This window comes from Bacillus sp. JK62 (genome assembly GCF_053663455.1).
Genome location: NZ_JBSJQA010000006.1, coordinates 321,520 through 343,899 on the forward strand (window position 1 = coordinate 321,520; position 22,380 = coordinate 343,899).

Genomic DNA, 22,380 nt, shown 5'->3' on the forward strand with positions numbered 1-22,380 from the left:
TTTCATCCCTCAATGGAAGCGGCTTTTTTGTCCGGTCATATCAGTCATATACCCTAAAAGTGAATCTCCCATGGCCAAATAGCAGAATCACTATACGATAGAATATGTTCTAGCAACCGGAATGACTGGACATCTATCATTTTTTCTATTCTTTTTTTCATGTGTTCTTCTATTCTGTCTTCGTTTACAATATGGTTAAAGTAAGGAGGAGATAGAACAATGCTAGAAGGCTGGTTTATGTGGTTTATTTTATTTTGGGTCATCGTGATGATCGGATTGCTGTCTATCGGCGGGTTTTTTATGTTTCGAAAATTTTTAAAACGCTTACCGAAAGAAGACGGCCGGTCAGAACTGGATTGGCAGGACTATTATATTGAAAAAAGCAGGCACTTATGGAATGCGGGTGACAAGGCGTTTTTGGATGAATTGGTCGCTCCCGTACCGGAGCTCTTTCGGGATGTAGCCAAAGCGAAAATCGCCGGAAAAATCGGTGAACTTTCCTTAGCGGAGGAAGCTGAACAAATAAACCGTGATTTAATCATCAGGGGTTACATACTCGCCACTCCTAAGCGTGATCATCAATTTTTAAAAAAGCATCTCCGCGAAAAACAGATTGATCTTACTCCTTATCAAGCCCTGCTCAAATAAAAAACCTTTCCGTCCGCCGGAAAGGTTTTAATTCATCTGAATATCAGCGGTCTTCAGTTCATTAGAAAGTTTGCGGTAAGACATAAACATCGCGATGCGCCACGGGACAATCATTCCGAAAGCCAGAATCCAAAACATTCCGCTTAAAGCTCCGTAATCAATCGTCGTGCTCAAAATGGATTTCATAGCGATTCTGATAACCAGCAAACCAATCAGGATAAACACAAACGCTTTTGACCGTTTTAAATAGATTTCATTATTTTTAATCTCAAATTTAGATGTTTTAATCAGAAAAATAGAGAAGATCACGCCCAGCGTAATGGCCTCCAAAAATTCTTCGCCCGTCACTCTGAAAATCGGAAAAAGGAACATAAGCGCTCCCGTACTCATGAAAATCGGCGGGAGAATTATTTTTTTAGGTGAAGCGGGCTTGTCGGAGGCTTTAATCCTGACGATCATCACGGAAATTGCCATGGCCGCTGCAATAACGGATGAAATTATAATCATCATCTTTATCATTCCTTTGCTTGCACGGAGTTTGATACTATATACTATACTCCAAAAACATAAAAAAAACCAATTTGAAAAGAGAACACGTTTACGTTCCCGTTACCCGGCCTACGGCCTCCAGCACTTTAGATGCTTCAAACGGTTTAACGATAAAGTCTTTAGCGCCTAATTCAATCGCTTCCAGAACGATCCGCTGCTGCCGCATGGCGGTGCACATGATGATCCGGGCTTTCGGGTCAAAAGCTAAAATATCCTGCAGCGCCTGTATACCGTTTTTGACCGGCATGGTAATATCCATTGTCACCAGGTCGGGACGGATTTTTTGATATACTGCCAGGGCTTCCTCCCCGTCAGCCGCTTCCCCGGCCACTGTGTAATTTGCCGATTCCAGAATCTCTCTGATTTTCACCCTCATGAACTTGGCGTCATCTACAACTAAAACTCGTGTCATATTCCCCTCCACATATTTAACATTAACTAGTCTTATTGTACCAAAAACGAAAGGGTATATAATAGTTCAAAAGTTATTAATCCGTTACAGACCCGTAAATCCTCCGAAAAGATTTGACAGAACGATCAGAATGTAGCTCATCCAGTTAAAAAACAGCATAACTCCGATCAGAATCATAAGAATGCCGCCGATTTTCATGATCAGCAGCTGATGCTTGCGAATCCAATTCATTCTGGTAATAAAAAATGAAAGAACAAGAAAAGGAATCGCAAATCCGAGAACATATAAAAACATATACGGCACTGCTGAAGAAGGATTTGTATTTGCCAGCGAAAACACGGCTCCTAAAATAGGCCCGCTGCACGGCGACCATCCGGCTGCAAACGCAAGACCGATCAGAACCGAACCGATAAACCCCTCCGGACGGCGCTTAAAGTGAATGCGCCGCTCTTTCATCATGAATTTCGGCTGAAACACGCCAGCAGTAATCAGCCCGAAAAGGATCAGCATGATAGCGCCAAACTGGCGGATTGCTTCATGATATTGGGTAAAAAAACTGCCGATAAACGAAGTTCCATATCCCAATGCGATAAAAATCACGGAGAAACCAAGCAAAAAACAAAGTGTATGCACGAGGCCACGCTTTTGCAGCATCACCTTTTCTGTTTTCACCTCGTCCATACTGACACCAGTTATGTAAGATAAAAAGGCGGGGTACAGCGGCAGACAGCATGGAGAAATGAAAGACAGAAATCCGGCCCCAAACGTCAGAAAGTAATTAAAACTCACGATGACACACTCCCTTCGAGTTATGACAAAATCATTTCATTTTTTTAACACTTTCCCGAGAAGGATTACTTTTTATAGAAAAAGCTTATATAATTTAATTTGACATCGAGATATTATACTCCTTCTTATTTGAAAAACAGTATAAATGTGGATATAATAATAGCGACTCAGGTGAAAGATTTATGTATGAAAGGATATATCCCTGTGATTAGAGAGCATCTATTAAATGAAATTGAAAAAAAACGGGCAGAGCTGCTTAAAATCGTCATGACAAACGGAATGACATCAAACATTACGATAGAACTCAGCCAGGAGCTTGACCACCTTCTCATACAATACCAAAAAGAACTGCACACCGGCAGTTGGGGTGAAACATGACGCCAAAATAAAAAACCCTCTCCGGGTTTTTTATTTTTATAACCATGTATCTCTATATCATAATCTGTACGTATTATTTCGCTTGATTATTCATGGCTTTCATCATTTGATTAATTTTCTTTTGAGAAGGTTTCATTCCCATTTGCATCATCATCATGCGTAACATTTGTTCATTAATAGGCGGATTCTTTTTCAAATAGCTCATCATATATTTACGAGCAATAAAAAACCCGAGTGCAACACCTATGAGCAATGCGACAACGCCCACTAGGATGCCAACCCATAAAGTCATTTTATTTCCTCCTTCATGTTGTCTAGTTTAAAGTGTACTAAACCAAAGGCTATTATACAACATTTACATCTCTTTTTCCTCGTTTTTAGACAAAATTTCTTTCTCTGACCGGATTTAACCACCCGTAGCGCCGTGTCTTGAAATCCATTGCAAGAAAACAGGGGCTGATTTTACGCAGAATCTCAAAGAAAATCGTTTCCGCCTCATAATCTCCCGAAGCCGCAATCTCAATTAAACTGTCTTTCATCATGAAGGTGGCGCGGCCCTTTTCTCCGGGCAGTGTAAGCCGGTAAATGGAATCCAAACGGCTGTAACTCATTCGGTTTAAATGCAGCTGGAGCCGCTGATGCATATGTATCACCGGAATCGGTTCCGTTATATATTGAACTTGCTTTTCTGTCATTTGATATTCCTGGGGTGTCAGATCTGTCCAATGATAGTCTCGAAACAACTCAAACATAGCCGTTTCCCGCCCGAAGTAGTGGTTCGCAAACTCATCCTTTATCAGGTGCGTATAGTAATGACGTTCCATTTCCTCATCCCCTTTTAGAGCGCTTCGTTATTGCTTTCTATTATACAAAAGGAGAAAAGAAAGAATTGTCTATTACTGTTACGCCGCCCCTTCTATTTTTGTCGCATAAACAGGAAAAAGAGGATGATTTGACTCATCCTCTTTTGTCTCGTTATTTGTTTAGAAGTTTTTTCACGCGGTCAACTACGTTTTCTGCAGTAAACCCGTATTCTTTCATAATTGTTTCTCCCGGAGCTGAAGCACCGAAACGGTCAATTGCGAGAACGTCTCCTTCAAGACCGGTAAATTTGCCCCATCCGAAGCTTGAACCCATTTCGATCGCAAGACGTTTCGTCACATTCGGAGGAAGCACGCTGTTTTTGTACTCAGCCGATTGTTTTTCAAAGCGGTCCCAGCTCGGCATGCTGACTACAGATACGTGAATGTTTTCTTCAGCCAGTTTCGCTTGAGCTTCGATCGCAAGTCCGACTTCAGAACCTGTCGCTAAAAGAAGAGCGGCCGGTGATTCCGTTTGGGCTTTGGAAACGATATAAGCCCCTTTTTCCACGCCCGCATACGCTTCTTCAGCCTGCTGATCAATCGTCGGCAGGTTTTGGCGTGTCAATACAAGAGCTGTCGGATGATCTTGGCTTTGAACGGCAACCTTCCATGCAGCTGCGGTTTCATTTCCGTCAGCAGGTCTGATCACAGATAGGTTAGGAAGTGCGCGTAAAGAAGCAAGCTGCTCAATCGGTTCGTGAGTCGGCCCGTCTTCTCCTACGGCAATACTGTCATGCGTGAATACATAAGTGACAGGGAGTCCCATCAATGATGCCAGACGAATGGCAGGTCTTAAATAATCAGAGAATACAAAGAATGTGCCGCCAAATACGCGGAGGCCGCCGTGAAGCGCCATTCCGTTTAATGCAGCGCCCATCGCAAATTCACGGACACCGAACCAGAAGTTTTTCCCGGCGTAGTCTTTGGCCGTGAAGTCTCCTCCATTTTTGATTGTCGTTTTATTTGAACCCGCAAGGTCAGCAGATCCCCCGACAAAGAAAGGAATTTTCTTGGCGATCCCGTTCAGCACCTCACCTGAAGATGCGCGGGAAGCAAGGCTGCTGCCTTTTTCATAAACGGGAACTTCCTGATCCCAGTCTTTAGGAAGCTCGCCTTTTATGCCGAGTGACAGCTGTTCAGCAAGTTCAGGATATTTTTCTTTATAAGCCGCGAACAGTTCATTCCATTCCTGTTCTTTTTTCGAGCCGGCTTCTTTTACAGCTTGATTGAAATGCCCGTATACTTCTTCCGGAACATAAAAATCTTCTTCAAACGTCCAAGCATACGCTTCTTTTGTCAGCTTGCTCTCTTCTAGTCCTAACGGAGCACCGTGGACGCCGGATGTGCCCGCGCGGTTTGGAGAACCGAAACCGATCGTGGTTTTCACTTCAATCAAAGTCGGTTTTTTATCATTCTGGCGCGCTTTTTCAATGGCAGCCGTCAATTCAGCGATGTTGTTTCCGTCCTCAACATAAAGAACTTCCCAGTTCATTGCTTCAAAACGCTGCTTTACATTTTCAGAGAAAGAGCGGTCTAAATCGCCGTCTAAGGAAATGTCATTAGAATCGTATAATACGATCAGGCGGCCTAATTCAAGATGGCCTGCAAGAGAAGCGGCTTCGGAAGAAATGCCTTCCATTAAATCGCCGTCTCCGCAAATACTGTATGTATAATGATCAACTACGTTGAATGAATCACGGTTATATGTCTCAGCCAGATGGCGTTCTGCAATTGCCATTCCCACTGCCATTGCAATACCCTGTCCAAGCGGCCCGGTCGTTGCGTCTACTCCGGCTGTATGCCCGAACTCCGGATGTCCCGGTGTTTTGCTTCCCCATTGACGGAACTGTTTCAAGTCTTCAATGCTGAGGTCATATCCGCTTAAATGCAGCATGCTGTATAAAAGCATTGAACCGTGGCCTGCTGATAAAACAAAGCGGTCGCGGTTAAACCAGCCCGGATTCTGCGGATTTACATTCATAAATTTCGTCCACAGCGTGTATGCCATCGGAGCGGCTCCCATCGGCATGCCCGGGTGTCCGGAATTCGCTTTTTCAATTGCGTCTATAGATAGTGTACGAATGGTGGCAACTGATTTCTTTTCAATTGTATCCATTATAATCCCCTTCCTTATTGTTGTACCTTTTCATCATAAAGCGATGCTGACTTTTTCTCAACTCTTTCAGCTTAAATTTGAGATAAACTTGTTGAAAATTGTCGTAAAGCACATCCTGATATTAGTATATACGAAAAAAGAATACGTATTGCCGTATTCTTTCTGTTTAGTGAAGATTATTTTTCTGTTGTTCTCTTTTTAATTTTTCAGGGGTGACATCGTTGCCTTCCGGATCAATCACTTTTACGCTCTTTAACGTATTTTTCATTGAGGAGCGGAATCCTTTCAAATACTCCTGGCGAAGCTTTTGCTGTTCAGCTTTTTCCTCATCCGTTATCGTGTTTGATTTAGCTTTTTGAGCCAATTCGTTAATTCTTGCGATTTTTTCTTTAGAAATCATAATAAGCTCCTTTGGTGCGTGTTGATTATATACTACTAAAACGCAGTCTTTTTTACAACTGATGCGCGTCAGCTGCCTTCTGTGTCTGCGGTATATTCCTGAAACCGCCGGTGAACCGTGGCTTTGGACACGTCATAGCCGAATCCTCTTAGGGTCGCTGCGATTTCTGCAAAGGTAAGCTTGTTGGCTCTCAGCCTGATAATTTCCGAAACCGGAACCTCTTTTTTTTCTTTTCCGCTGTTTTCATGTCTGTTTTTCAGATTCCGTTCAGGTTTGTAGCCGTTTTTCACGGCTCTTTTCATTCCCCGCCGGATTTTCATATTGTGAATTTTCCTTTGATATTCCTCAACAATACTGACGATTTCAAGTACCATCGAATCAGCTTCGGAAAGCTCCAGTTCACCTTTATGAGCCGTCGTATATATCTTTACGTTCTCCCTGTAAATACAATGCAAAAGCGCAATCTTGGCGTTTCCTCTTCCCAATCTCGTTTCGTCCTGCACCAATATCGCGTCAATATGTGATTTTTTAATTTCATCAAGCATTTCAAATACTCCGTCGCGATCCATTTCATAACCGCTGGCTTTCTCAGAAATGACTTTCACGACTTCCATGCCGTTTGCAGCAGCGATCTCACTGAGCTCTTCTTCCTGTCTTTTTAATGACGTTTGCTGCTGTTCTTTGTTTGTGCTTACGCGGGCATAAATGAGCGCCTTCATTTCTCTCTTTCCTCTCTAATTGACAATGGCCAGCTGATATACGGCCGGATGCTTCTTCTTAACCGGAAGAATAAGTTCGTCTCCGGGCTTTATATCAGCAGTTTGGAGATGATTATTCTCCGTCACCCACTCAATGAAATCTTCTTTATTAATGTGTTTCTTTTCTGCTACATGATCCGCAAGTGACCAGAGTGTATCGCCGTCCTGAACCTTTATTTTAACATATTGGCTGAGGGACTGATCATTTCCCGCACATGAGACAAGTAAAATAGCGGCACTTAAAATCGCAGTAAACAGCCCGACAAATATGATAGATTCTTTCGCCATGTAAATAACCTCCGATAAGAATGTTTGTTCGCTTTTTATATCTTTCAGTATATACGAACAAATGTTTCTGTCAATCGTTTTTTTCGAACCTATGTTTGTACTGTCAGGAAAATCATGCTATAATCTACTTAAAATCGACGTTTTGAGGTGCGAAATATGACGAAGCTATCAAAAAGGCAGCTTGATATCCTGCGTTTTATTAAAGAAGAGGTAAAAACGAAAGGATATCCGCCTTCTGTAAGAGAGATAGGAGAAGCAGTAGGACTGGCTTCCAGTTCAACCGTGCACGGCCATTTGGCGCGGCTGGAGACAAAAGGCCTGATCAGACGGGACCCTACTAAACCGAGGGCGATTGAGGTATTGGATGAAGAAGAAGTCCATATTCCGAAAAGCCAGGTCGTAAACGTTCCGGTCATCGGGAAAGTGACGGCGGGTATTCCGATTACGGCTGTTGAAAATATCGACGAGTATTTTCCGCTTCCTGACCGGATGGTTCCTCCGGGCGAACATGTCTTTATGTTAGAAATCATGGGAGAAAGTATGATTGACGCCGGCATTTTTGACAAAGATTACGTCATTGTCAAACAGCAGAACACGGCCAATAACGGAGAAATCGTCGTAGCTATGACCGAAGATGATGAAGCGACGGTTAAGCGCTTCTATAAAGAAGACAATTATGTGCGGCTGCAGCCGGAAAATCCGACGATGGAGCCGATTATCCTGCAAAACGTAAGCATTTTGGGGAAAGTGATCGGCGTATTCAGAGCCGTCCATTAATTCTATTAAACTTCATTTATCGTAAAAAACCCCTTACAGAGGGGTTTTTTTGCATAAAAAAAGCAGATTCGCCCTGGCTTAAGAAACGAACCTGCTAAGGAGGAAAAACTTACATTCTTATTATCCGACATCACACTTTTGAAGTCAACTAATAATGTTTCCCTCAAGAAACTTTTCATCCATTTTTCAACTTTTTATATATTTGTGCGTGATGAATTTGTTTTTTTATCTTTTCTTTGGGCGGGTACGTCAAAAATTTATGTATGAATATTTAGTACATAGTGCAATAAGTTAAATATAAATATAAAAAAACCCGCTGCCTTTAGCGAGTATCTATTTTCAATCAAAATGATAATATTCTACACCGTAAAACCCTTTAATATAGACGGGACCACAGACGTTTGAAGAACTTTCAACCAGAATCCTGTATTTGTGATACGGATCAATTGATTTTTTATCCTGGGCACTGAGGTTTAGCCAGCTGCCGCTGTAGTTTTTAGAACTTAATGTATAAAAATTTCCGTTCAGCGCCATCCGCTGGAGTTTCATGCTTAAACCGCACGAAGAGTTGTTCATTATGGTGAACTTATAGCCTAAAAAATAATCGTCGGCAGCTACAGTCCCCGGATTTTCAATATGAAACTCTTTTGCGTTTCCCTCCAAAGTGAAGCTTGTTTTTGATCCGAATTCAGTGGTAGCCGCTTTAGCTGAGTGTATTCCGCTAAAACATAATAAAAAAACAGCAATACATATCCAGTATTTTTTCATTTGCATCCCCCTTTTTACATATTTTAACTTGTGAATCCTGTGATGTCTATTCACATTTTACTTTATAACCACTATATACCAGTTTAAAAATTTGCGGATTGCTTACAATGAAGACTAAACGAAATAACGAAGGTGGTTCAAATGAAACACGTAATTGCTTTCGCTTCTAAAACGGCGCTCACACTTGCTTTACTGTACATTGTTCTGGATCTTATGTACCAAGTAACCTTTTTAAACGTTCTGTTTATTACAGTGATCTTAAGTTTAATCACTTATTTTGCGGGTGATTGCATGATTCTGCCGAGAACAAGCAATTTCACAGCCGTTGCAGCTGATTTCGGAATTTCATTCATTATATTATGGATATTCCTGATGAACATTGGCGGGTTTAATGTCTCTCCTGCCGCGGCATCGGTTATCTCTGCACTTTGCATTTCTGTTTTTGAGGCATTTTTTCACCGGTATTTGCAGCAATATGTACTTCCCGAAGATTATCAGGACACAACAGAGACGGATAGCACGCTATGGAGCTATCAAACCGAGGCGTCTGAAGAATTAGTGCCGGAAAAAGACCCTCAGGAAAAAACATAAAAAGGAGGCAATCGCCTCCTTCTCTATTTACTTTTGCTTCTGATCGTCCAGCGGCAGCTGCAGCAGTGAGTCTGTGCCTGTCGCTTTCGGCGTTTTTCCGTCCCATTTTTCAATCCATTTATATTTGATCATTTCATCGGACATTGATTTCTTTATGATTTCGTTATAGTCAGCGATCCCTTCCGCTTCAATTTTTTTCTTTTTCGCTTCGGCTTCGGCTATTTTAATTTCAGTTTGTGTCCGTTCAAGTTCCTGTGAAGACTTCACCCTTGCATCGATGGCTTCCTGTGTGGCTTTATCCGGCTTTGGTACGCCAAGCGTCAGATCATCAATTAAAAATCCAAGACTCTTCATATCATCAGCAAATCTCTTTTGAACATCGGCAGCGGCTTCTGCAGATTTTTGCCCGTATGTGTCAATAACCGAGTATTTGCTGATTGATTTTCGCGCCGCATCCCACAGCCTTGTTTTTAAATATGTATTTTCGATCGTTTCCACATCTACCGCCCCGAATTTGTTAAACAGATCGACTACTTTATCAGGCTGCACGACATAGTTGTAAGCGATATCCATTTCAATATTTTTACCGTCAGAGGTTGCCACTTTTATATTTTCATTATTCACTGTCTGCATACGCACCGGGTATTCCGTTACTTTATTAAATAATCCGACTAAGTGCCAGCCTTGGTCCAATGTGTCGGATTTTACCCCGCCATTCGGTGAGTATACAACCCCGACATAACCGTTCGGTATTTTTTCAATGAATAGTGACGCTGTGACGCCCGCAATTAAAAGGGCTGCACCTATAATCACACCGCCGAGAATTTTTTTTGTGTTTCCGCGCTTATTTTCGCTCATGCTGATCTTCTTCCTCCCATGACTTTTTTAATTTTTTGGCTCCGCTTCCCACTTGTTTAAAGATTGGACTAAGCATCAGCCATAAACCGAATCCGATGATGACAAGAAGAATGATAGACCCGATCATCACTTTCATTTGCCCACCTCTTTTCTTTCATCCTGTCAATTATGTATACGATCTTAAGAACTTAAAGTTTCATAAATTTCAAAAGAAAAAGCCCCGCCGACAAAATAGGCGTGCTTATTAATAATTGTCACTGATAAAATCAGAAATCGTTTTTGTGAATTGATAAAAGGTCTTATTTTGTGTGGATGCTCTGCTTTTCAGCGTAAAAGTGTCAAATAGTGATGTTCTGAAGCCGGTGCTCATTTCGATTTGGATACTCAATCCGGATGAAGATTGATTGGCAAGGTTGTTCGGACTGACGCCTGCATATTTATCATTTATACCAAGAAGAACGGCAGGATACCCGTGCCGTTTCAGCACATCGGTCAAAAGTTCGGCTCGTTCTCTGTCTGTACCGCCGATTTTTATCTTTTTATCATCACTGCCGTAACCGTGCAATGAAATGACATTAGAGTGCTCTTTCACCATTTGCACGGCCTTAGGTTCATCGAAATGCGAACTTGTCAAATGCAGAGCCGCATTACCGGCTGATTTTAACCCTTCAAATAAATATAAACTCCGGTTTTCGGCAATTTCTCTGGCTAACTCACTGGTCCCCGGCTCTATGCCTCCACCGTGTATAGCTAATATGAGGACAGAAGGGTCATGCTCCCGCGTTGAAATGGAAAAATCGGAAGGATCTTCATTCAGCTTTAATTCCTCGAAACTGCCGTAAATATCTGAAGCGGCATCAGCCCGAAAGAACGGCAGAAGCAAAAACGGTAAAATTAAAACTAAAATTCCTTTTTTGGTTATTGATGGCATTTGTATGTTTATGTTACAATACAAATGCTTCAGCCTTTGAAGCGAACGGCAGAACAGGGTGACTTTGGACGGTTTCTTCTGCTCTGCCTCTTTGCCAGCTGCTTTACGGTCTACTCTTCTAACCCTTTTTTCCATAACATCATCCTTTCTTTTGTTTACACTTTTGTCACAATATTATATACGTTGGACAAAACCTCCGTTCATCTTGAAGAATAAAAACATCAAAACAACCTCTATCCTTTAACCTAAGAAAGTCTTTCTGTTCAAAGAGACGGAAAGCTTAAATGATAAAAATGAAACCCTTCTCCTTAGTTTTGTTTGATTTCCCAATTTAAGAATCCCCGAAACAAATTGAATGTAACTGTTGTTTCCATAAAAAAAGACTGCTGTTAAGCAGTCTTTTTTTTCGTTTTATTTCGTGCCTGTTGATCCCAGTCCGCCCCGGTCATTGTTTCCGAGCTTGTCTACTTCGATCAGCTCCACTTCAGGCATTTTCTTCATGATTCTGAATTGGCAGATCCGCTCCCCCTTGGAAATGTCGGTATCCCGAAGCGCGAATGCAGGAAAAAACCAGAAGTCATTGTCGCCTTTATATGATTCATCAATGACTCCCATTGAATTTGTCTGAATGATACCGAAATGCTTATATGTACTTGAACGCGGAACGACATGCGCCTCGTATCCTTCCGGCAGTTCCATCGCAACTCCAAGCGGGATAAGTTTGAATTCACCTTTTTTGATTGTTATATCTTCAGCTGCCCGCAGGTCAATCCAATCGCCCTGTTCAATTTTACTGATTCTCGTTTGCGTATCATCTGAATATTTAATTTTGATTTGTAAAGTCATGTTCGCTGCTCCTTTTGCTTCCCTATTTCAGTCGTATTGATGACCAATCCGTGCCCCATTATACCATTTAACTGATAAGAATGTTGATTTTGGTGTATATGCAGCCGAAGAGGAAACACGGCGAAGACAATGAGAATAGACCTAAAATGAGGACCCCTCCTATCAGTTTTTCCTCCATTTTCACATGACAGTTTCAATTACAATAATGTAAAGCTTTATATCCGTTCTTTCAACAGAGCTTTTTTTAAATTTCACCTTGGTTTCAAAAGGAATTTCGTTCTGAATAAAGAATTTGAAGAATAAGCGCTTAAAGGGCGCGCGATTTTTCTGTCCCCTGCCTCAGGCGCTTATATCAAAAGAAAGAGGTGTCTTTAGAATGGTTCAATTTAAAAACTTTCCTGATCCGTCTTTAAACGCCCCATTGCAGTCTCGCCCTGCACATCCCTCTGAATTGGAGCATCTCAAAGCAAGGATGCAGAATTTTATTAAGCATTCCGCAACGGATGATAATCTTGAGGTCGCAGATGCCCGGGTGACGGCGGAAGGAATGGTCACCTCACTTTTAAAAGAACGGCTTGATACAGAATACGAAATGCTTATGAATAAAATCACCCGGGAAGTAAATGTGGAGGATTACGGAGCGGTCCCTGACGGCCGGGACAATACGGAAGCCTTTCGGAGAGCGATCGGGAACGGCCGGGTCAAAGTAAATGTTCCCGCAGGAGAATTTTTGGTTCAAGGGATAAAACTCCCCTCCTGGACTACCATTTCCGGTGAGGGACAAGGGATTACCGTGCTTAAGCTTCATGAGGACACTCCCGCATACGAATGGGTCGTTACTAACGATGATTACGAAAATGGAAACCGTAATATTTTTGTCCAGAACATGACTTTAGACTGGAATCCTGATCGTCAATGCGGAGTCAGGAACCCCGGAGGACAGTTTTCCAGCTGTTTAACGTTTGCTAATGTGCAATACGGCTGGATTAAGAATGTTGAAACGGTTAACGCGGGTCTTCATGGTATAGATATTACATCTCCGACTTACGATCATTTGCCTGAAACAGAATGGACGAAAGACGGCTGCCGTTATATATGGATTGATAACTGTGTGGCATACGGCGCCGGAGACGACGGCATAACCACCCATTACAGCGAATATATTTTCATTTCCAACTGCCATTCCGGAAACCCCCGCGGCACAGAGCATGCTGAGGGCAGCGCAAACTCGAACGGCATTGAAATTGACGACGGCTCTAAACATGTGTGGCTTTTAAATAACTATACGAGCGGAAATATCCGCGGGATTGAGGTAAAGGCGCACAGCCTGTGGCCGGCTTCTCAAAATGTTCATATTATCGGTCATGTTTCGTATCGTGATGTACGTTCATTTGATATTCGTCATATCGGCCATCATCAGGCCTCAGACCCCGAAAGCACGACGGCTTATGATGTTACTTTAACCGATTGCACCGCGATTGAACCGGTATTCAATGCTCTCTATGACGGTGTGACCCCGAGGGCGCTGGTCATCTCTGCCTATAAAAACGTTAATGTAAACGGATTCACAGCTATTGGTGATCCCTCATACGACTATGGCGGGAATCCAGTCGTGGCTCTTCAATACCGCAGTCAAAATATTACGATCAACGGCATTAAAATACGCGGCTTTACACAAGCCGGGGTTGACATCAATATATCCGGCGGATCTAATAAAACCGATTATGTTAAAATTTTAAATTTTGATATATACAAGTCTTCTCCTAAAGGCATCTCAATCGGCGGAGGCCAATATAACGTAAATATTATGAACGGTACAATGATCGGAGACGGCGGTTCCGTCGGAATTACGTCCCCTAACAGTCAGGCTGTCATTCTCGGGGTGCAAGCGGAAGGTTACAGCGCGGCCGCATCTATAAAAGGACAGACTTATGAGCAGATCCCCGTCAATTTAAAGGGAGGCGCACAGCTCGCGACCAGCTCCGGTTTTGCATTCAACCCGACAAGCGCCGTTATTGCGGGAACAGGCGATATTACGGCTAGGGGTGACAGAAATGCGATCATCAGCTCTTCCGGAGGTTCAAGTTCTGAAGGTTCAAGGGCATTTATCGCCGCTTCAAACAATGTCCATATTACAGGCGGCAAAGTCTCCAGAACGATTCTGTCATCAGAAAGCATTACATTGGAAGAACCATACACGGTTGCCGGAGGGCATCAGTCCATCAAATGGAAACTGGATTCAGCGGGCGGCCACGGTACGTTCGCCGGAGCTGTCACCTCTTCCCTGTCAGGGTACGGAGAATATTTTGAAAGTGTAACCGGCCAGACGATTCCCGCCGGGACGATCGTCACAGTGAAAGGCGAAAAAATTGAACCGGCTCACGTCGGAGATTATATGCTCGGCGTCATTTCAGAAACAGCCGCTTTTATCTCAGGAGCCGCAAGCTTCGGATGGCAAAGCCGCTTTTTGACAAATGAGTTCGGCGGTTTCATATACGAAAATGTGACTGACGAAGAAACAGGAGAAACGGTACGCGTACCGAAACAAAACCCGGACTGCAGTCCGGCTCTTGAAGCTGACTATGAAGCACGCGCGGCCAGAGACGAATGGCATATTGTCGGACTCAACGGCCGGCATTACGTACGGGTCGACAGTACGGTCAGCCCGGGAGATTATATCACGGCTCATAACGGAATCGGGACTAAAGCCGCGGAAGGCTGGAAGGTATTGAAACTGACGGCCTTATACAGTGCTGAAAAAGGGTACGGCATTGCAATTGCGGTTATCAAATAGGGTCTCAATATCAGGATCATCTCCTCTCTTTTCTATCGGGCGGGTATGATCCTGTTTTTTATACCGAATAAGATGCCTCTTTTTCAGCATACCGTTTCATTTGTCCAAGCCATCCATACTTTCTGTCATAGAATACTACCGTCAGATGAAAAAAGGAGGAATATGAGTATGGATATGGGTATGGATATGGATATGAACGGACATTATGATCACCAGCCAAAGCAGCCTAAACAAAAGAAGAAACAAGATAAAAAGCATCTTGATTATGATTACATCGTTGTTTATAAAAGAAAATGCAAAAAATGTAAAAAATGCTGCTGACTTGATATATCAACACTTTTTACACCCGGTAAACCCCGGGTGTTTTTCTTATTATGGCGTTTCTCCGGGCTTTTTTCACCCAAAATCCGGTCATCTTATCACAATACATAAAAAGACTCTATTATTTTCTTCCCTTTTCGCCTAATGAAAAGTATTTCATTTACAGAAAACAACACAAATAGAACGACATGACTTTTGAGAAAATCTACTCTTTGCTTGGTCAATTTCTCTGCGATACCATGAATTTGCAACAATTTTTAAAAATTTCCTCAGGAGGTCATAGACATGAAAATCGCCAGAACAATAGTCGGATCATGCTTAGCTTTATCTCTAACAATTCCTTTCACAGCCAGTGCCTCAGCAGCCAGTCAGTCTGAACATGCAAACGCGCCTCACGTTTCACCCGTTGCAAATCCGTTAGAAAGTAAATTACCCCAAACAGCAGGCCAAAACGTAAAAGCAGCAGGTGTTGATGCCGGGCTGAACGTAAACGTAGATGTTCTCGGAATTTCAGATCGCATTGCTGAAGCGGTTAAGTCAGATCAAAACCGAACCGGCTGGGTAAAAAATGTCATGGAAACAACATTTTACGCATCAGGACAGAAGTACAACGTCATGGTGTTCAATTTAAATCAAGAATATGAAGACCGCTTTAACGGCGTTCAATTTTACGGATCAGCCGTTTATGACGGCATTACTTACGGAATCTGGGTCTTCGAAGACGGTTCCTTTGATAACAAAGGAGACGGGGGCTGGATCAATTGGGCATTCAGAGGATGGTTCGATCGTGATAATCAGCATATTGAATTCCACAGACCTTAATACAGAGAAAACTTGCGGCAGCGCCCGCAAGTTTTTATTTTAATAACGGGATACTGCACATTTTTCACCGTTATAACGACTATACTTGAAGTGCGGGCTCCGATCGCAGCCCCGGTAAGTCTTTCAAAGTGAGGGTATGCCATGTCAAAGTCTTTAAAAATAATGTTGTGGAGCATATTGGTGTTCATCATCTTGTTAGTGATGATCGGAATCGTTTCTTACAATCAAACTCCGTCTGCAGAAAGCACAGCAAAAAGAATGCTTTACAGCGTCTAATCAATTTTAAGCCTTCATCGGCTTTTTTTATTTACCGCAGAACACTTGAAGTTCTTCTATTTAGATCGTTAACGTTCCCATTCTGAATGGAGTATACGCGTATATTATCAGGCAGTCCGTTTTAATACATGGTTCCGATTATGCCCTTCGCATCTTTTTTCTCTATTCCTCATCACATTCCCTCTTTTCATGCTACTGCTCTTGAAACCAACCAATCATTTCTTCAGCCTGTTCCGTTGAATCAAAAGGGTCCAATCCTAATAGCGTGTGTTACATTTTCATTTTTAAAAAAACAAGCCAACTGCGCATCCTCTTCGCAACTGCTCAATATATGAGCCTATCCGTTTCTATTACAGGAAGCAGTACGATTCCTGCTTTTACTCATTTTAACGGATGGCCATGTGGAGGAAATATAGACTAAAAAACCTTTTTTCAAAAAGTAAACTAGCATCCCTATCAAACTTTTCATTTCGGCATAGTATGTATTAATCCTCTTTAGGAGGTGAGATTATATGGGATTCTCAGGTGGTTATGGTAGCTCCTTTGCGTTAATCGTGGTGCTATTCATTTTATTAATCATCGTTGGGGCTTCTTTCCTCGGCGGTTATTAAGAATCCTCTTACCTCCGCATCCATGTCAGCAGCACCTCCATGATCGTACGGCGCCATAAATGAAATGTTTATGGCGCTCTGCTGTTTTTCCCCTTTCCTTCACACATTAAAACTAAAAAGATCGGCCGATGAATCAACATGCAGCCGATCAGTAATTCATAGATTATTGTGTAAGATTTACATCGATGACGTTATAGAAGGCATTGGAAGTATCCGCAACGTCCCATACCCCCAAAATGACATGATACCCGCTTCGATCAGTCGGCACAAAAATCTTATGAGTCAGATTCGTATCTGCCTTGGAACCGTCGTGGTTTACCGTTCCGATTAATTCAAATTCATCTCTTGACAAAGGTTTATTCGGATTCCAGTTTTTCTTGGTGATATAATAGTGCCACTTTGATGTCGCATGAGGAGCCGTGTAGTACCAAGTAAAGGTGTTAAAACCGCCGCGGATGTTTTGTTTTACCCAATAATCTGCAGTCTGCTTGTCTAAACCGAAGTCAATTTGTCCCGATCCCCCATTTGCAGACGCAATTCTTCCATCCGGCGGACCTGCAGCCGGAAATCCTTTCGGCCCTTCTACAGACTGAGGATTATCAATGACGGAGCCATATTTCTGCGCAGCGGCCGTCCAGCCCAATGTTTGTTTCTCTAAAGCTCCCATGTACGCTCTGCTGACGGGCTCTTTTATATACCCGTGCGCAGATGCATCACTTGAATAGAAAGCGCCTCCAATCCCAAGAGTAACAGTTAAAACTGCAGCTTTGACTAAACCCTTCATTACTGCATCATCCTCCCTCTTTTGTTAATAAAAACCTTTCGGTATATACACTTCACGATAGAGGATGAAATGACCTTCCTTTTCTTGATAGGAAAAAGCAATGAGGTTCGCGCTTTCCCCTTTGTTTTTTATAATCATAAAGAAAAAGCCGAGCCGATTCTGTTGTCGAATCCGCGATTGCCAAAAAACGGCCCGCCCCTTTTGCTCAGAACTTCATTCGCTGGATTTGCCGGTTTCTTTTCGGATAACCGGTGCTACTTCCGTTGCTAATCGTTCGATGTTTTCCGCGGCTTTTTTAAACGGCATACCTCCTATATCGATTTGCGCGAGAAATCGCTGATGCCCGAACAACTCATATTGATGCATGATTTTTTCAATGATCTGCTGTGAACTTCCCACAAATAAAGCTGTTTCTTTTCCGGACGCCCGCTCAAAATCTTCCTTCGTTAAAGGCTCATCGATCCCGTGATATGAATGAACGTGAGACCAGTAATTTGAATGATACGGGTAAAATTCTTGTATTGCCTGTTCATTCGTTTTTGAAATGAACATATGTCCGGTTACGGCAACCTTCACATTTTCCGGAGGATGACCGGCTTTAAAAGCCGCTTCTCGGTATTTGTCAACAAGCGGCTTAGATGACATCGGATCACCGCTCAGTACAGCTAATGCCAAACCCGCACCTGCACGCCCGGCTCGTTCTGCGCTTTCCGGAGTCCCCGAAACACCTAACCATAGCGGAATGCTTCCGCGAAAAGGCCGAGGAGAAATTTCTGCCTCGCGCAGCGGCGGTCGGTAACGTCCTTTCCAGGTAACCGATTCTTCCCCGGAATTTAGTTTTAAAAAAAGGTTAATGTGTTCTTCAAACAGTTCTTTATAATGGCCTACGTCATAACCGAAAAGAGGAAACGAGTCTAAAAATGCGCCCCGTCCCGCAATGATTTCCGCCCGGCCGTCTGAAATCAAATCAAGCGTTGCAAAATCCTCAAATAAACGGACGGGATCTGCGGTGGATAATACAGTCGTGGCACTGGTCAGCTTAATATTTTCAGTGATCTGTGAAATCGCTGATAAGATGGTCGGCGGCGAAGATACCGCATAATCAAGACGATGATGCTCGCCTACACCGAATACATCAAGCCCTGCGTCGTCAGCCAGTTTCGCCAGCTTTATCAATTCATCTATCCGCTGCTTTGCGCTGACTGTTTTCCCTGTCAGAGGATCGGGATATAATTCTGCAAATGAATAAATTCCAATTTCCATACAATCACGGTGTTCAGCCCTCACATTTCTCTCCTCCTGCACTGTGTAAAAAAGCTTTTATGTTATTCTATTCAGCCGTTTTATAAATAGGAATTCATTCAAAATAAATACAGAAGCTTAACATGCAGAAGGCCGGTATAAGAGGAAAAAAAGTTTCCGGCGCCCTTCAATTCTGCCCATTATACTCATGCAGCCGTACTAGGCAAGAACAAAGCCGGCACAAGCGGATTCGAATTCATGTGTTCGTTTTCAGTCCAATTCAATCCAATCGTGATATTGATCATAAAGCTTTCGTATTCTTCCGGCATCAAGAGCGATGACTTCACACCCTCTGTCATCATACAGAAAGAAAATAATATCTTTTGTCATATTCACAAAGAAAACATCGGGATACCCAACGGAACAGCCCCCGAACCTTGGCTTCAGCGGAAAATCTTCGTGGACGGCTGCCTTAAGTAATTGGGGAATACGCAGATCTTTCCGTTTACATAATAAAGAAAACTGCTGCATTTCATATTCTTCTGCATCATCTTCTTCAAACGGACAGGGGCAGGTCTTCACCTGAATCCGATATAAATCATCCTTACACTTCAGAAACGGCTGATAAACCTTTAATTTTCTCGCGTGATTACCTTGAGTTTTATGCTTATATACGTTGGCAACAAGGAACATGTCATCACTATGTTCAAACAGCTCATTGAAAAGTGCGGCGGTTTGATGATGAACAAGCTGAAAATACTCAAGATTCAAAGCACCGCTTTCATTAAATTGATACATATTGCCGCCGAGAGAAAAATGAATTCCCACGTCCCATTGATGATAAATGCCGGGCACTAATTTTAAAGTCGGAAACCTTTCCTTCAGATAATCATTTATTTTCATTCAAACATCTCACTTTCCGTTTCCCGCTCCAGAGACAGAAGAAGCCGAAAACATTCCGCTTATTTCTTTTTCACCCTTGTAATATTATTCCGATTGGAATACAATGAAATAGAACACTGTGAACCCCATTGGTCAGGGTGGATGCTGGTCACATTCATCCTGATCCTTTCTTTTACACAAGATCGCACCAACTTTGAACCCCTCCGTTTCCAACCTTATTCATTGATGTTACATATATTTCAATGGTATTATTTTCTTATACATAAGCATCAAGAGGTGTCAGCTTTGAACAGCATCAGAAGATGAAGAGAATATTTCCGGTCTCACCGCAAAATGGGTCTTGACTCTGAACTACTTTTCACATTTTGATTATCAATCGCTTCTTTAAATTCATCAAAATGAATTGAACATTGCTGATTCAAATTACTTCCCGCACCTTCTGTCGCTAAACTGCAAAATGTCCGTCACAATCATCCTCTCTCTAATTTTACAACATTGCTATAATGATTTTCATGTTTTTCCCAACCTTCAAGCTGAATCTTTTTGATCGTTACTAGGTAACCTAATGAAGTATTTAACTTAAAAAAAACTGCTTTCAGCAGGGTTTTTTCGGTAAAGGGGAGATTATTTCCCCACAAATTCTATTACCTATGTTTTTGTTTTAACCATTCTTTCTTTAGCAATGCGTATTGGTAAGTGTTTTCATATTTAGGTGTTCCATCCTCGTGGGCAGTAAATGAAATAAATTCAAGAAAATAACCTTCTTTACGCATTCCTAATCTCTCACATAGTTTTTGTGACCTGCAGTTATCATCTTCAACATATGCATAAAGCCTTCTTGCTTCTTTTTGCATAAAGAGATACTCAAAGAAAGCCTTCGCACTTTCACTTGCGTATCCCGCCCCTTCAAAACGGGCATTGAAATTCCAACAAACGGAATAGGTATCTGGCTCTTCTTTTAAATAAAATAGTTCTCCGACTAGATCATTACTGTCTTTTAAACAAACTGCAATATAAGAGTCATCTCGGCTTCTTTTTTGAACATTTACGGCAGCTTCTTCTAACGTAGATATTCTGTCATCAAGAAAACAATTCACTCTCGGATGTGCCGAATATTCCAACAGACCTTGTGCATCTCTTTCGGTAAAATTTCTTAAAATTAAGCGATGGGTTTCAATTTTTTGCATTTGCAGTCTCCTGTTTCATTGTTATCGACCTTTGAAAAGAACTTCTTCGTTTGTTGAAGAACTTATCACAATCTATTTTTACTATAATGATGGGTGTTATCATCTTTGTCAAAAACAATAATCATTCATTTGCCGCCCGCAATGTAAAGTACTGAACAATTTTCGTGAAAAACCCTCAGTATCGAATATAAAAACGAGCAATAGTAATAAAACAAAGTTAAGCCCTTAAAAGCTTATTGAGTATTTTTTCAAACTTATTTACGCTCATCATCTCATGAGTGAGAAATGTCCCATTATAAAACACGCTGAAAGTCGTCCAAACTGCCGGGGATTTTTGCGCCATATCTTTTGACGATATTCGCCGGGCCTGAAAATGAAGTCCTTTCTTTTCAGTCAGTTCCTTTAAATCCTTTAACACTCCGACTGCAAATGGGCATTGAACTGTATAAAATATTGTGATTCCCTCATCATTAACGGAATTACTTTTCACCTGTTTTTTAAATAGAGGAGAATGTGCGTGTTCATTCCACGTCAATGACATCAACTGAAAATAGGGTTCTGCTTCATCTTGCACAGCAAATCCCATATGCTCGAAGAAATGCTTATCACTTAAATAAGGGAGTTTTTTCTTCCCCACTATATGCAAAATCCCATCCATACCGCGGGATTTTGCATCTGACACACATTTTTCTAACAAGTGTTTCGCATGTCCGTTATTCTTATATTTACCTGAGACCCAAAGGCAATTAATAAACATAAAATTAGGTGCGCTTACCGGGACCCACGCTTCTTCTGCAGGTAAATATTCAATAAAAACTTTGGCCCGTTCGTTTAGGCGGTAGAACACCAAGCCATCACTCATCCGATCTTTGAGCCAGCTCTTCTTTTCATTTACCGCATCCTCATATTGTTTCGTACCTAACGCACAGCAAATATGATTGTCATCAATATTGTCCCTAGTCAACTCAATGTATTCCATTTTTCCTCACCCGCTTTCTTTTGGAACATCAGCTTTACTTCCGGTGAACATTGTAATTTCTCAGAAATATAGAGTCCCAGAACCAATATATGAACGCAGCAGCAATGCTCATTATGTAATAAATGAAACTTCTGAAAACTGCGAAATCAATTGGCGGATTATCTATGTGCCAGAACAAGAACACAGCAAAAAAAGCGACTGTTGTATAAATGAAAAGATGAACCAAACTAAACTTTTTAGGCTTCTTTCTTAGCCATAGTTGCACAGGAACAGCAAACAAAAAGTAAGTAATCAATGCGTAAAAAGCAATGATAACTACAGTAACCAATGCAATTGGCATAAAACCCGAGTATACAAACATATATAGCCCGAAAATCAAACCATACGACAAACTTGAAAAAGCCAACGTGTAGGTATAGCTCTTTAATCTTGTTGAATTCAGCTTCAAGTCACCGCCCCGTTCATTTACTTCGCACTTACAATATCGTA

The 22,380-nt window shown here is 42.0% G+C and carries 28 protein-coding genes; 8 read left to right on the forward strand and 20 right to left on the reverse strand.

The window, feature by feature from the left end; translation table 11 throughout:
• Positions 1–219 precede the first annotated feature (219 nt).
• Positions 220–648 (forward strand): DUF2621 domain-containing protein, encoded by a 429-nt coding sequence (locus ACWJJ4_RS15145; RefSeq protein WP_003153987.1) that lies wholly within the window; start codon positions 220–222, stop codon positions 646–648.
• A gap of 27 nt (positions 649–675) precedes the next feature.
• Here the strand turns inward: ACWJJ4_RS15145 and ACWJJ4_RS15150 are convergent, their stop codons facing one another.
• From ACWJJ4_RS15150 to ACWJJ4_RS15160, 3 genes are all read right to left on the reverse strand, one after another.
• Entirely contained in the window at positions 676–1,167 is a 492-nt protein-coding gene (locus ACWJJ4_RS15150) for a CcdC family protein (RefSeq protein WP_088005392.1), read from the reverse strand.
• 79 nt (positions 1,168–1,246) lie between these two features.
• Entirely contained in the window at positions 1,247–1,609 is a 363-nt protein-coding gene (locus tag ACWJJ4_RS15155; RefSeq protein ID WP_007410327.1) for a response regulator, read from the reverse strand.
• Positions 1,610–1,693: 84 nt separating this feature from the next.
• A complete protein-coding gene (locus tag ACWJJ4_RS15160) occupies positions 1,694–2,401 on the reverse strand; it encodes a cytochrome c biogenesis protein CcdA (protein WP_088056486.1) in 708 nt (235 codons plus the stop codon).
• A 201-nt stretch (positions 2,402–2,602) separates the two neighbouring features.
• On the opposite strand from ACWJJ4_RS15160, the gene ACWJJ4_RS15165 reads away from it, so the two are divergent.
• Positions 2,603–2,776, forward strand: coding sequence for an aspartyl-phosphate phosphatase Spo0E family protein (locus ACWJJ4_RS15165; RefSeq protein WP_012117647.1), 174 nt, complete (start codon positions 2,603–2,605; stop codon positions 2,774–2,776).
• A 73-nt stretch (positions 2,777–2,849) separates the two neighbouring features.
• On the opposite strand, the gene ACWJJ4_RS15170 is transcribed toward ACWJJ4_RS15165, so the two are convergent.
• From ACWJJ4_RS15170 to yneA, 6 genes are all read right to left on the reverse strand, one after another.
• A complete protein-coding gene (locus ACWJJ4_RS15170) occupies positions 2,850–3,068 on the reverse strand; it encodes a YneF family protein (protein ID WP_003153994.1) in 219 nt (72 codons plus the stop codon).
• 85 nt (positions 3,069–3,153) lie between these two features.
• Positions 3,154–3,600, reverse strand: a complete 447-nt coding sequence (sirA, locus tag ACWJJ4_RS15175; protein WP_003153995.1) for a sporulation inhibitor of replication protein SirA — start codon at positions 3,598–3,600, stop codon at positions 3,154–3,156.
• A 151-nt stretch (positions 3,601–3,751) separates the two neighbouring features.
• Positions 3,752–5,755 (reverse strand): transketolase, encoded by a 2,004-nt coding sequence (gene tkt, locus ACWJJ4_RS15180; RefSeq protein ID WP_101563055.1) that lies wholly within the window; start codon positions 5,753–5,755, stop codon positions 3,752–3,754.
• A 166-nt stretch (positions 5,756–5,921) separates the two neighbouring features.
• Positions 5,922–6,155 carry a DUF896 domain-containing protein gene (locus tag ACWJJ4_RS15185; protein ID WP_003153997.1) on the reverse strand — a complete coding sequence of 78 codons (234 nt, stop codon included), beginning with the start codon at positions 6,153–6,155 and terminating at the stop codon, positions 5,922–5,924.
• Positions 6,156–6,223: 68 nt separating this feature from the next.
• Positions 6,224–6,874, reverse strand: coding sequence for a YneB family resolvase-like protein (locus ACWJJ4_RS15190; RefSeq protein WP_003153998.1), 651 nt, complete (start codon positions 6,872–6,874; stop codon positions 6,224–6,226).
• Between the two features lie 15 nt (positions 6,875–6,889).
• Positions 6,890–7,201 (reverse strand): cell division suppressor protein YneA, encoded by a 312-nt coding sequence (yneA, locus tag ACWJJ4_RS15195; protein WP_003154001.1) that lies wholly within the window; start codon positions 7,199–7,201, stop codon positions 6,890–6,892.
• Positions 7,202–7,357: 156 nt separating this feature from the next.
• Here yneA and lexA point away from each other — a divergent pair, with 156 nt between their 5' ends.
• Positions 7,358–7,978 (forward strand): transcriptional repressor LexA, encoded by a 621-nt coding sequence (gene lexA / locus ACWJJ4_RS15200; protein WP_003154004.1) that lies wholly within the window; start codon positions 7,358–7,360, stop codon positions 7,976–7,978.
• A 339-nt stretch (positions 7,979–8,317) separates the two neighbouring features.
• Here the strand turns inward: lexA and ACWJJ4_RS15205 are convergent, their stop codons facing one another.
• On the reverse strand, positions 8,318–8,746 hold the full coding sequence (locus tag ACWJJ4_RS15205; protein ID WP_070081879.1) for a hypothetical protein: 429 nt from the start codon (positions 8,744–8,746) through the stop codon (positions 8,318–8,320).
• Between the two features lie 141 nt (positions 8,747–8,887).
• Between ACWJJ4_RS15205 and ACWJJ4_RS15210 the strand changes: the two genes are divergently transcribed.
• Complete coding sequence (locus ACWJJ4_RS15210) at positions 8,888–9,337, forward strand: YndM family protein (RefSeq protein ID WP_003154009.1); 450 nt, start codon at positions 8,888–8,890, stop codon at positions 9,335–9,337.
• Positions 9,338–9,364: 27 nt separating this feature from the next.
• On the opposite strand, the gene ACWJJ4_RS15215 is transcribed toward ACWJJ4_RS15210, so the two are convergent.
• The 4 genes from ACWJJ4_RS15215 to ACWJJ4_RS15230 form a co-directional block, all read right to left on the reverse strand.
• Positions 9,365–10,195, reverse strand: a complete 831-nt coding sequence (locus ACWJJ4_RS15215; protein ID WP_003154011.1) for a prohibitin family protein — start codon at positions 10,193–10,195, stop codon at positions 9,365–9,367.
• Positions 10,182–10,331 (reverse strand): hypothetical protein, encoded by a 150-nt coding sequence (locus tag ACWJJ4_RS15220; protein ID WP_003154013.1) that lies wholly within the window; start codon positions 10,329–10,331, stop codon positions 10,182–10,184. Before ACWJJ4_RS15220 ends, ACWJJ4_RS15215 begins: the two co-directional genes overlap by 14 nt.
• 108 nt (positions 10,332–10,439) lie before the next feature.
• On the reverse strand, positions 10,440–11,261 hold the full coding sequence (locus ACWJJ4_RS15225) for a poly-gamma-glutamate hydrolase family protein (RefSeq protein WP_102422678.1): 822 nt from the start codon (positions 11,259–11,261) through the stop codon (positions 10,440–10,442).
• A gap of 276 nt (positions 11,262–11,537) precedes the next feature.
• The gene (locus tag ACWJJ4_RS15230) at positions 11,538–11,972 is read right to left on the reverse strand and encodes a dUTP diphosphatase (protein WP_003154017.1); all 435 of its coding nucleotides are present in this window, start codon (positions 11,970–11,972) and stop codon (positions 11,538–11,540) included.
• 376 nt (positions 11,973–12,348) lie between these two features.
• Between ACWJJ4_RS15230 and ACWJJ4_RS15235 the strand changes: the two genes are divergently transcribed.
• From ACWJJ4_RS15235 to ACWJJ4_RS15250, 4 genes are all read left to right on the forward strand, one after another.
• A complete protein-coding gene (locus ACWJJ4_RS15235; protein WP_102422680.1) occupies positions 12,349–14,766 on the forward strand; it encodes a peptidase G2 autoproteolytic cleavage domain-containing protein in 2,418 nt (805 codons plus the stop codon).
• A 168-nt stretch (positions 14,767–14,934) separates the two neighbouring features.
• Positions 14,935–15,087 (forward strand): hypothetical protein, encoded by a 153-nt coding sequence (locus ACWJJ4_RS15240; RefSeq protein ID WP_172614378.1) that lies wholly within the window; start codon positions 14,935–14,937, stop codon positions 15,085–15,087.
• Positions 15,088–15,372: 285 nt separating this feature from the next.
• On the forward strand, positions 15,373–15,909 hold the full coding sequence (locus ACWJJ4_RS15245; protein WP_017417867.1) for a hypothetical protein: 537 nt from the start codon (positions 15,373–15,375) through the stop codon (positions 15,907–15,909).
• 788 nt (positions 15,910–16,697) lie between these two features.
• Positions 16,698–16,796 (forward strand): YjcZ family sporulation protein, encoded by a 99-nt coding sequence (locus tag ACWJJ4_RS15250; protein ID WP_003154022.1) that lies wholly within the window; start codon positions 16,698–16,700, stop codon positions 16,794–16,796.
• Positions 16,797–16,959: 163 nt separating this feature from the next.
• On the opposite strand, the gene ACWJJ4_RS15255 is transcribed toward ACWJJ4_RS15250, so the two are convergent.
• The 6 genes from ACWJJ4_RS15255 to ACWJJ4_RS15280 all read right to left on the reverse strand — a co-directional run bounded on the left by ACWJJ4_RS15255 (position 16,960) and on the right by ACWJJ4_RS15280 (position 22,339).
• Positions 16,960–17,580 (reverse strand): lytic polysaccharide monooxygenase auxiliary activity family 9 protein, encoded by a 621-nt coding sequence (locus ACWJJ4_RS15255; RefSeq protein WP_003154023.1) that lies wholly within the window; start codon positions 17,578–17,580, stop codon positions 16,960–16,962.
• 213 nt (positions 17,581–17,793) lie between these two features.
• On the reverse strand, positions 17,794–18,867 hold the full coding sequence (locus tag ACWJJ4_RS15260) for an LLM class flavin-dependent oxidoreductase (protein ID WP_102422682.1): 1,074 nt from the start codon (positions 18,865–18,867) through the stop codon (positions 17,794–17,796).
• A gap of 225 nt (positions 18,868–19,092) precedes the next feature.
• Complete coding sequence (locus tag ACWJJ4_RS15265) at positions 19,093–19,725, reverse strand: DUF3885 domain-containing protein (RefSeq protein ID WP_102422683.1); 633 nt, start codon at positions 19,723–19,725, stop codon at positions 19,093–19,095.
• Positions 19,726–20,369: 644 nt separating this feature from the next.
• Positions 20,370–20,912 (reverse strand): GNAT family N-acetyltransferase, encoded by a 543-nt coding sequence (locus tag ACWJJ4_RS15270; protein ID WP_032859485.1) that lies wholly within the window; start codon positions 20,910–20,912, stop codon positions 20,370–20,372.
• A gap of 217 nt (positions 20,913–21,129) precedes the next feature.
• On the reverse strand, positions 21,130–21,891 hold the full coding sequence (locus tag ACWJJ4_RS15275) for a GNAT family N-acetyltransferase (protein ID WP_454021782.1): 762 nt from the start codon (positions 21,889–21,891) through the stop codon (positions 21,130–21,132).
• A gap of 34 nt (positions 21,892–21,925) precedes the next feature.
• Complete coding sequence (locus ACWJJ4_RS15280; RefSeq protein WP_146283493.1) at positions 21,926–22,339, reverse strand: UPF0715 family protein; 414 nt, start codon at positions 22,337–22,339, stop codon at positions 21,926–21,928.
• Positions 22,340–22,380: the final 41 nt, after the last annotated feature.

What these genes read in the sequence shown, in the direction of transcription:
- ACWJJ4_RS15145 (WP_003153987.1), top strand. Translation starts at nt 220, where the DNA reads ATGCTAGAAGGCTGGTTTATGTGGTTTATTTTATTTTGGGTCATCGTG.
- ACWJJ4_RS15150 (WP_088005392.1), bottom strand. Translation starts at nt 1,167, where the DNA reads ATGATAAAGATGATGATTATAATTTCATCCGTTATTGCAGCGGCCATG.
- ACWJJ4_RS15155 (WP_007410327.1), bottom strand. Translation starts at nt 1,609, where the DNA reads ATGACACGAGTTTTAGTTGTAGATGACGCCAAGTTCATGAGGGTGAAA.
- ACWJJ4_RS15170 (WP_003153994.1), bottom strand. Translation starts at nt 3,068, where the DNA reads ATGACTTTATGGGTTGGCATCCTAGTGGGCGTTGTCGCATTGCTCATA.
- sirA (WP_003153995.1), bottom strand. Translation starts at nt 3,600, where the DNA reads ATGGAACGTCATTACTATACGCACCTGATAAAGGATGAGTTTGCGAAC.
- tkt (WP_101563055.1), bottom strand. Translation starts at nt 5,755, where the DNA reads ATGGATACAATTGAAAAGAAATCAGTTGCCACCATTCGTACACTATCT.
- ACWJJ4_RS15185 (WP_003153997.1), bottom strand. Translation starts at nt 6,155, where the DNA reads ATGATTTCTAAAGAAAAAATCGCAAGAATTAACGAATTGGCTCAAAAA.
- ACWJJ4_RS15190 (WP_003153998.1), bottom strand. Translation starts at nt 6,874, where the DNA reads ATGAAGGCGCTCATTTATGCCCGCGTAAGCACAAACAAAGAACAGCAG.
- yneA (WP_003154001.1), bottom strand. Translation starts at nt 7,201, where the DNA reads ATGGCGAAAGAATCTATCATATTTGTCGGGCTGTTTACTGCGATTTTA.
- lexA (WP_003154004.1), top strand. Translation starts at nt 7,358, where the DNA reads ATGACGAAGCTATCAAAAAGGCAGCTTGATATCCTGCGTTTTATTAAA.
- ACWJJ4_RS15205 (WP_070081879.1), bottom strand. Translation starts at nt 8,746, where the DNA reads ATGAAAAAATACTGGATATGTATTGCTGTTTTTTTATTATGTTTTAGC.
- ACWJJ4_RS15210 (WP_003154009.1), top strand. Translation starts at nt 8,888, where the DNA reads ATGAAACACGTAATTGCTTTCGCTTCTAAAACGGCGCTCACACTTGCT.
- ACWJJ4_RS15215 (WP_003154011.1), bottom strand. Translation starts at nt 10,195, where the DNA reads ATGAGCGAAAATAAGCGCGGAAACACAAAAAAAATTCTCGGCGGTGTG.
- ACWJJ4_RS15220 (WP_003154013.1), bottom strand. Translation starts at nt 10,331, where the DNA reads ATGAAAGTGATGATCGGGTCTATCATTCTTCTTGTCATCATCGGATTC.
- ACWJJ4_RS15225 (WP_102422678.1), bottom strand. Translation starts at nt 11,261, where the DNA reads ATGGAAAAAAGGGTTAGAAGAGTAGACCGTAAAGCAGCTGGCAAAGAG.
- ACWJJ4_RS15230 (WP_003154017.1), bottom strand. Translation starts at nt 11,972, where the DNA reads ATGACTTTACAAATCAAAATTAAATATTCAGATGATACGCAAACGAGA.
- ACWJJ4_RS15235 (WP_102422680.1), top strand. Translation starts at nt 12,349, where the DNA reads ATGGTTCAATTTAAAAACTTTCCTGATCCGTCTTTAAACGCCCCATTG.
- ACWJJ4_RS15240 (WP_172614378.1), top strand. Translation starts at nt 14,935, where the DNA reads ATGGATATGGGTATGGATATGGATATGAACGGACATTATGATCACCAG.
- ACWJJ4_RS15245 (WP_017417867.1), top strand. Translation starts at nt 15,373, where the DNA reads ATGAAAATCGCCAGAACAATAGTCGGATCATGCTTAGCTTTATCTCTA.
- ACWJJ4_RS15250 (WP_003154022.1), top strand. Translation starts at nt 16,698, where the DNA reads ATGGGATTCTCAGGTGGTTATGGTAGCTCCTTTGCGTTAATCGTGGTG.
- ACWJJ4_RS15255 (WP_003154023.1), bottom strand. Translation starts at nt 17,580, where the DNA reads ATGAAGGGTTTAGTCAAAGCTGCAGTTTTAACTGTTACTCTTGGGATT.
- ACWJJ4_RS15265 (WP_102422683.1), bottom strand. Translation starts at nt 19,725, where the DNA reads ATGAAAATAAATGATTATCTGAAGGAAAGGTTTCCGACTTTAAAATTA.
- ACWJJ4_RS15270 (WP_032859485.1), bottom strand. Translation starts at nt 20,912, where the DNA reads ATGCAAAAAATTGAAACCCATCGCTTAATTTTAAGAAATTTTACCGAA.
- ACWJJ4_RS15275 (WP_454021782.1), bottom strand. Translation starts at nt 21,891, where the DNA reads ATGGAATACATTGAGTTGACTAGGGACAATATTGATGACAATCATATT.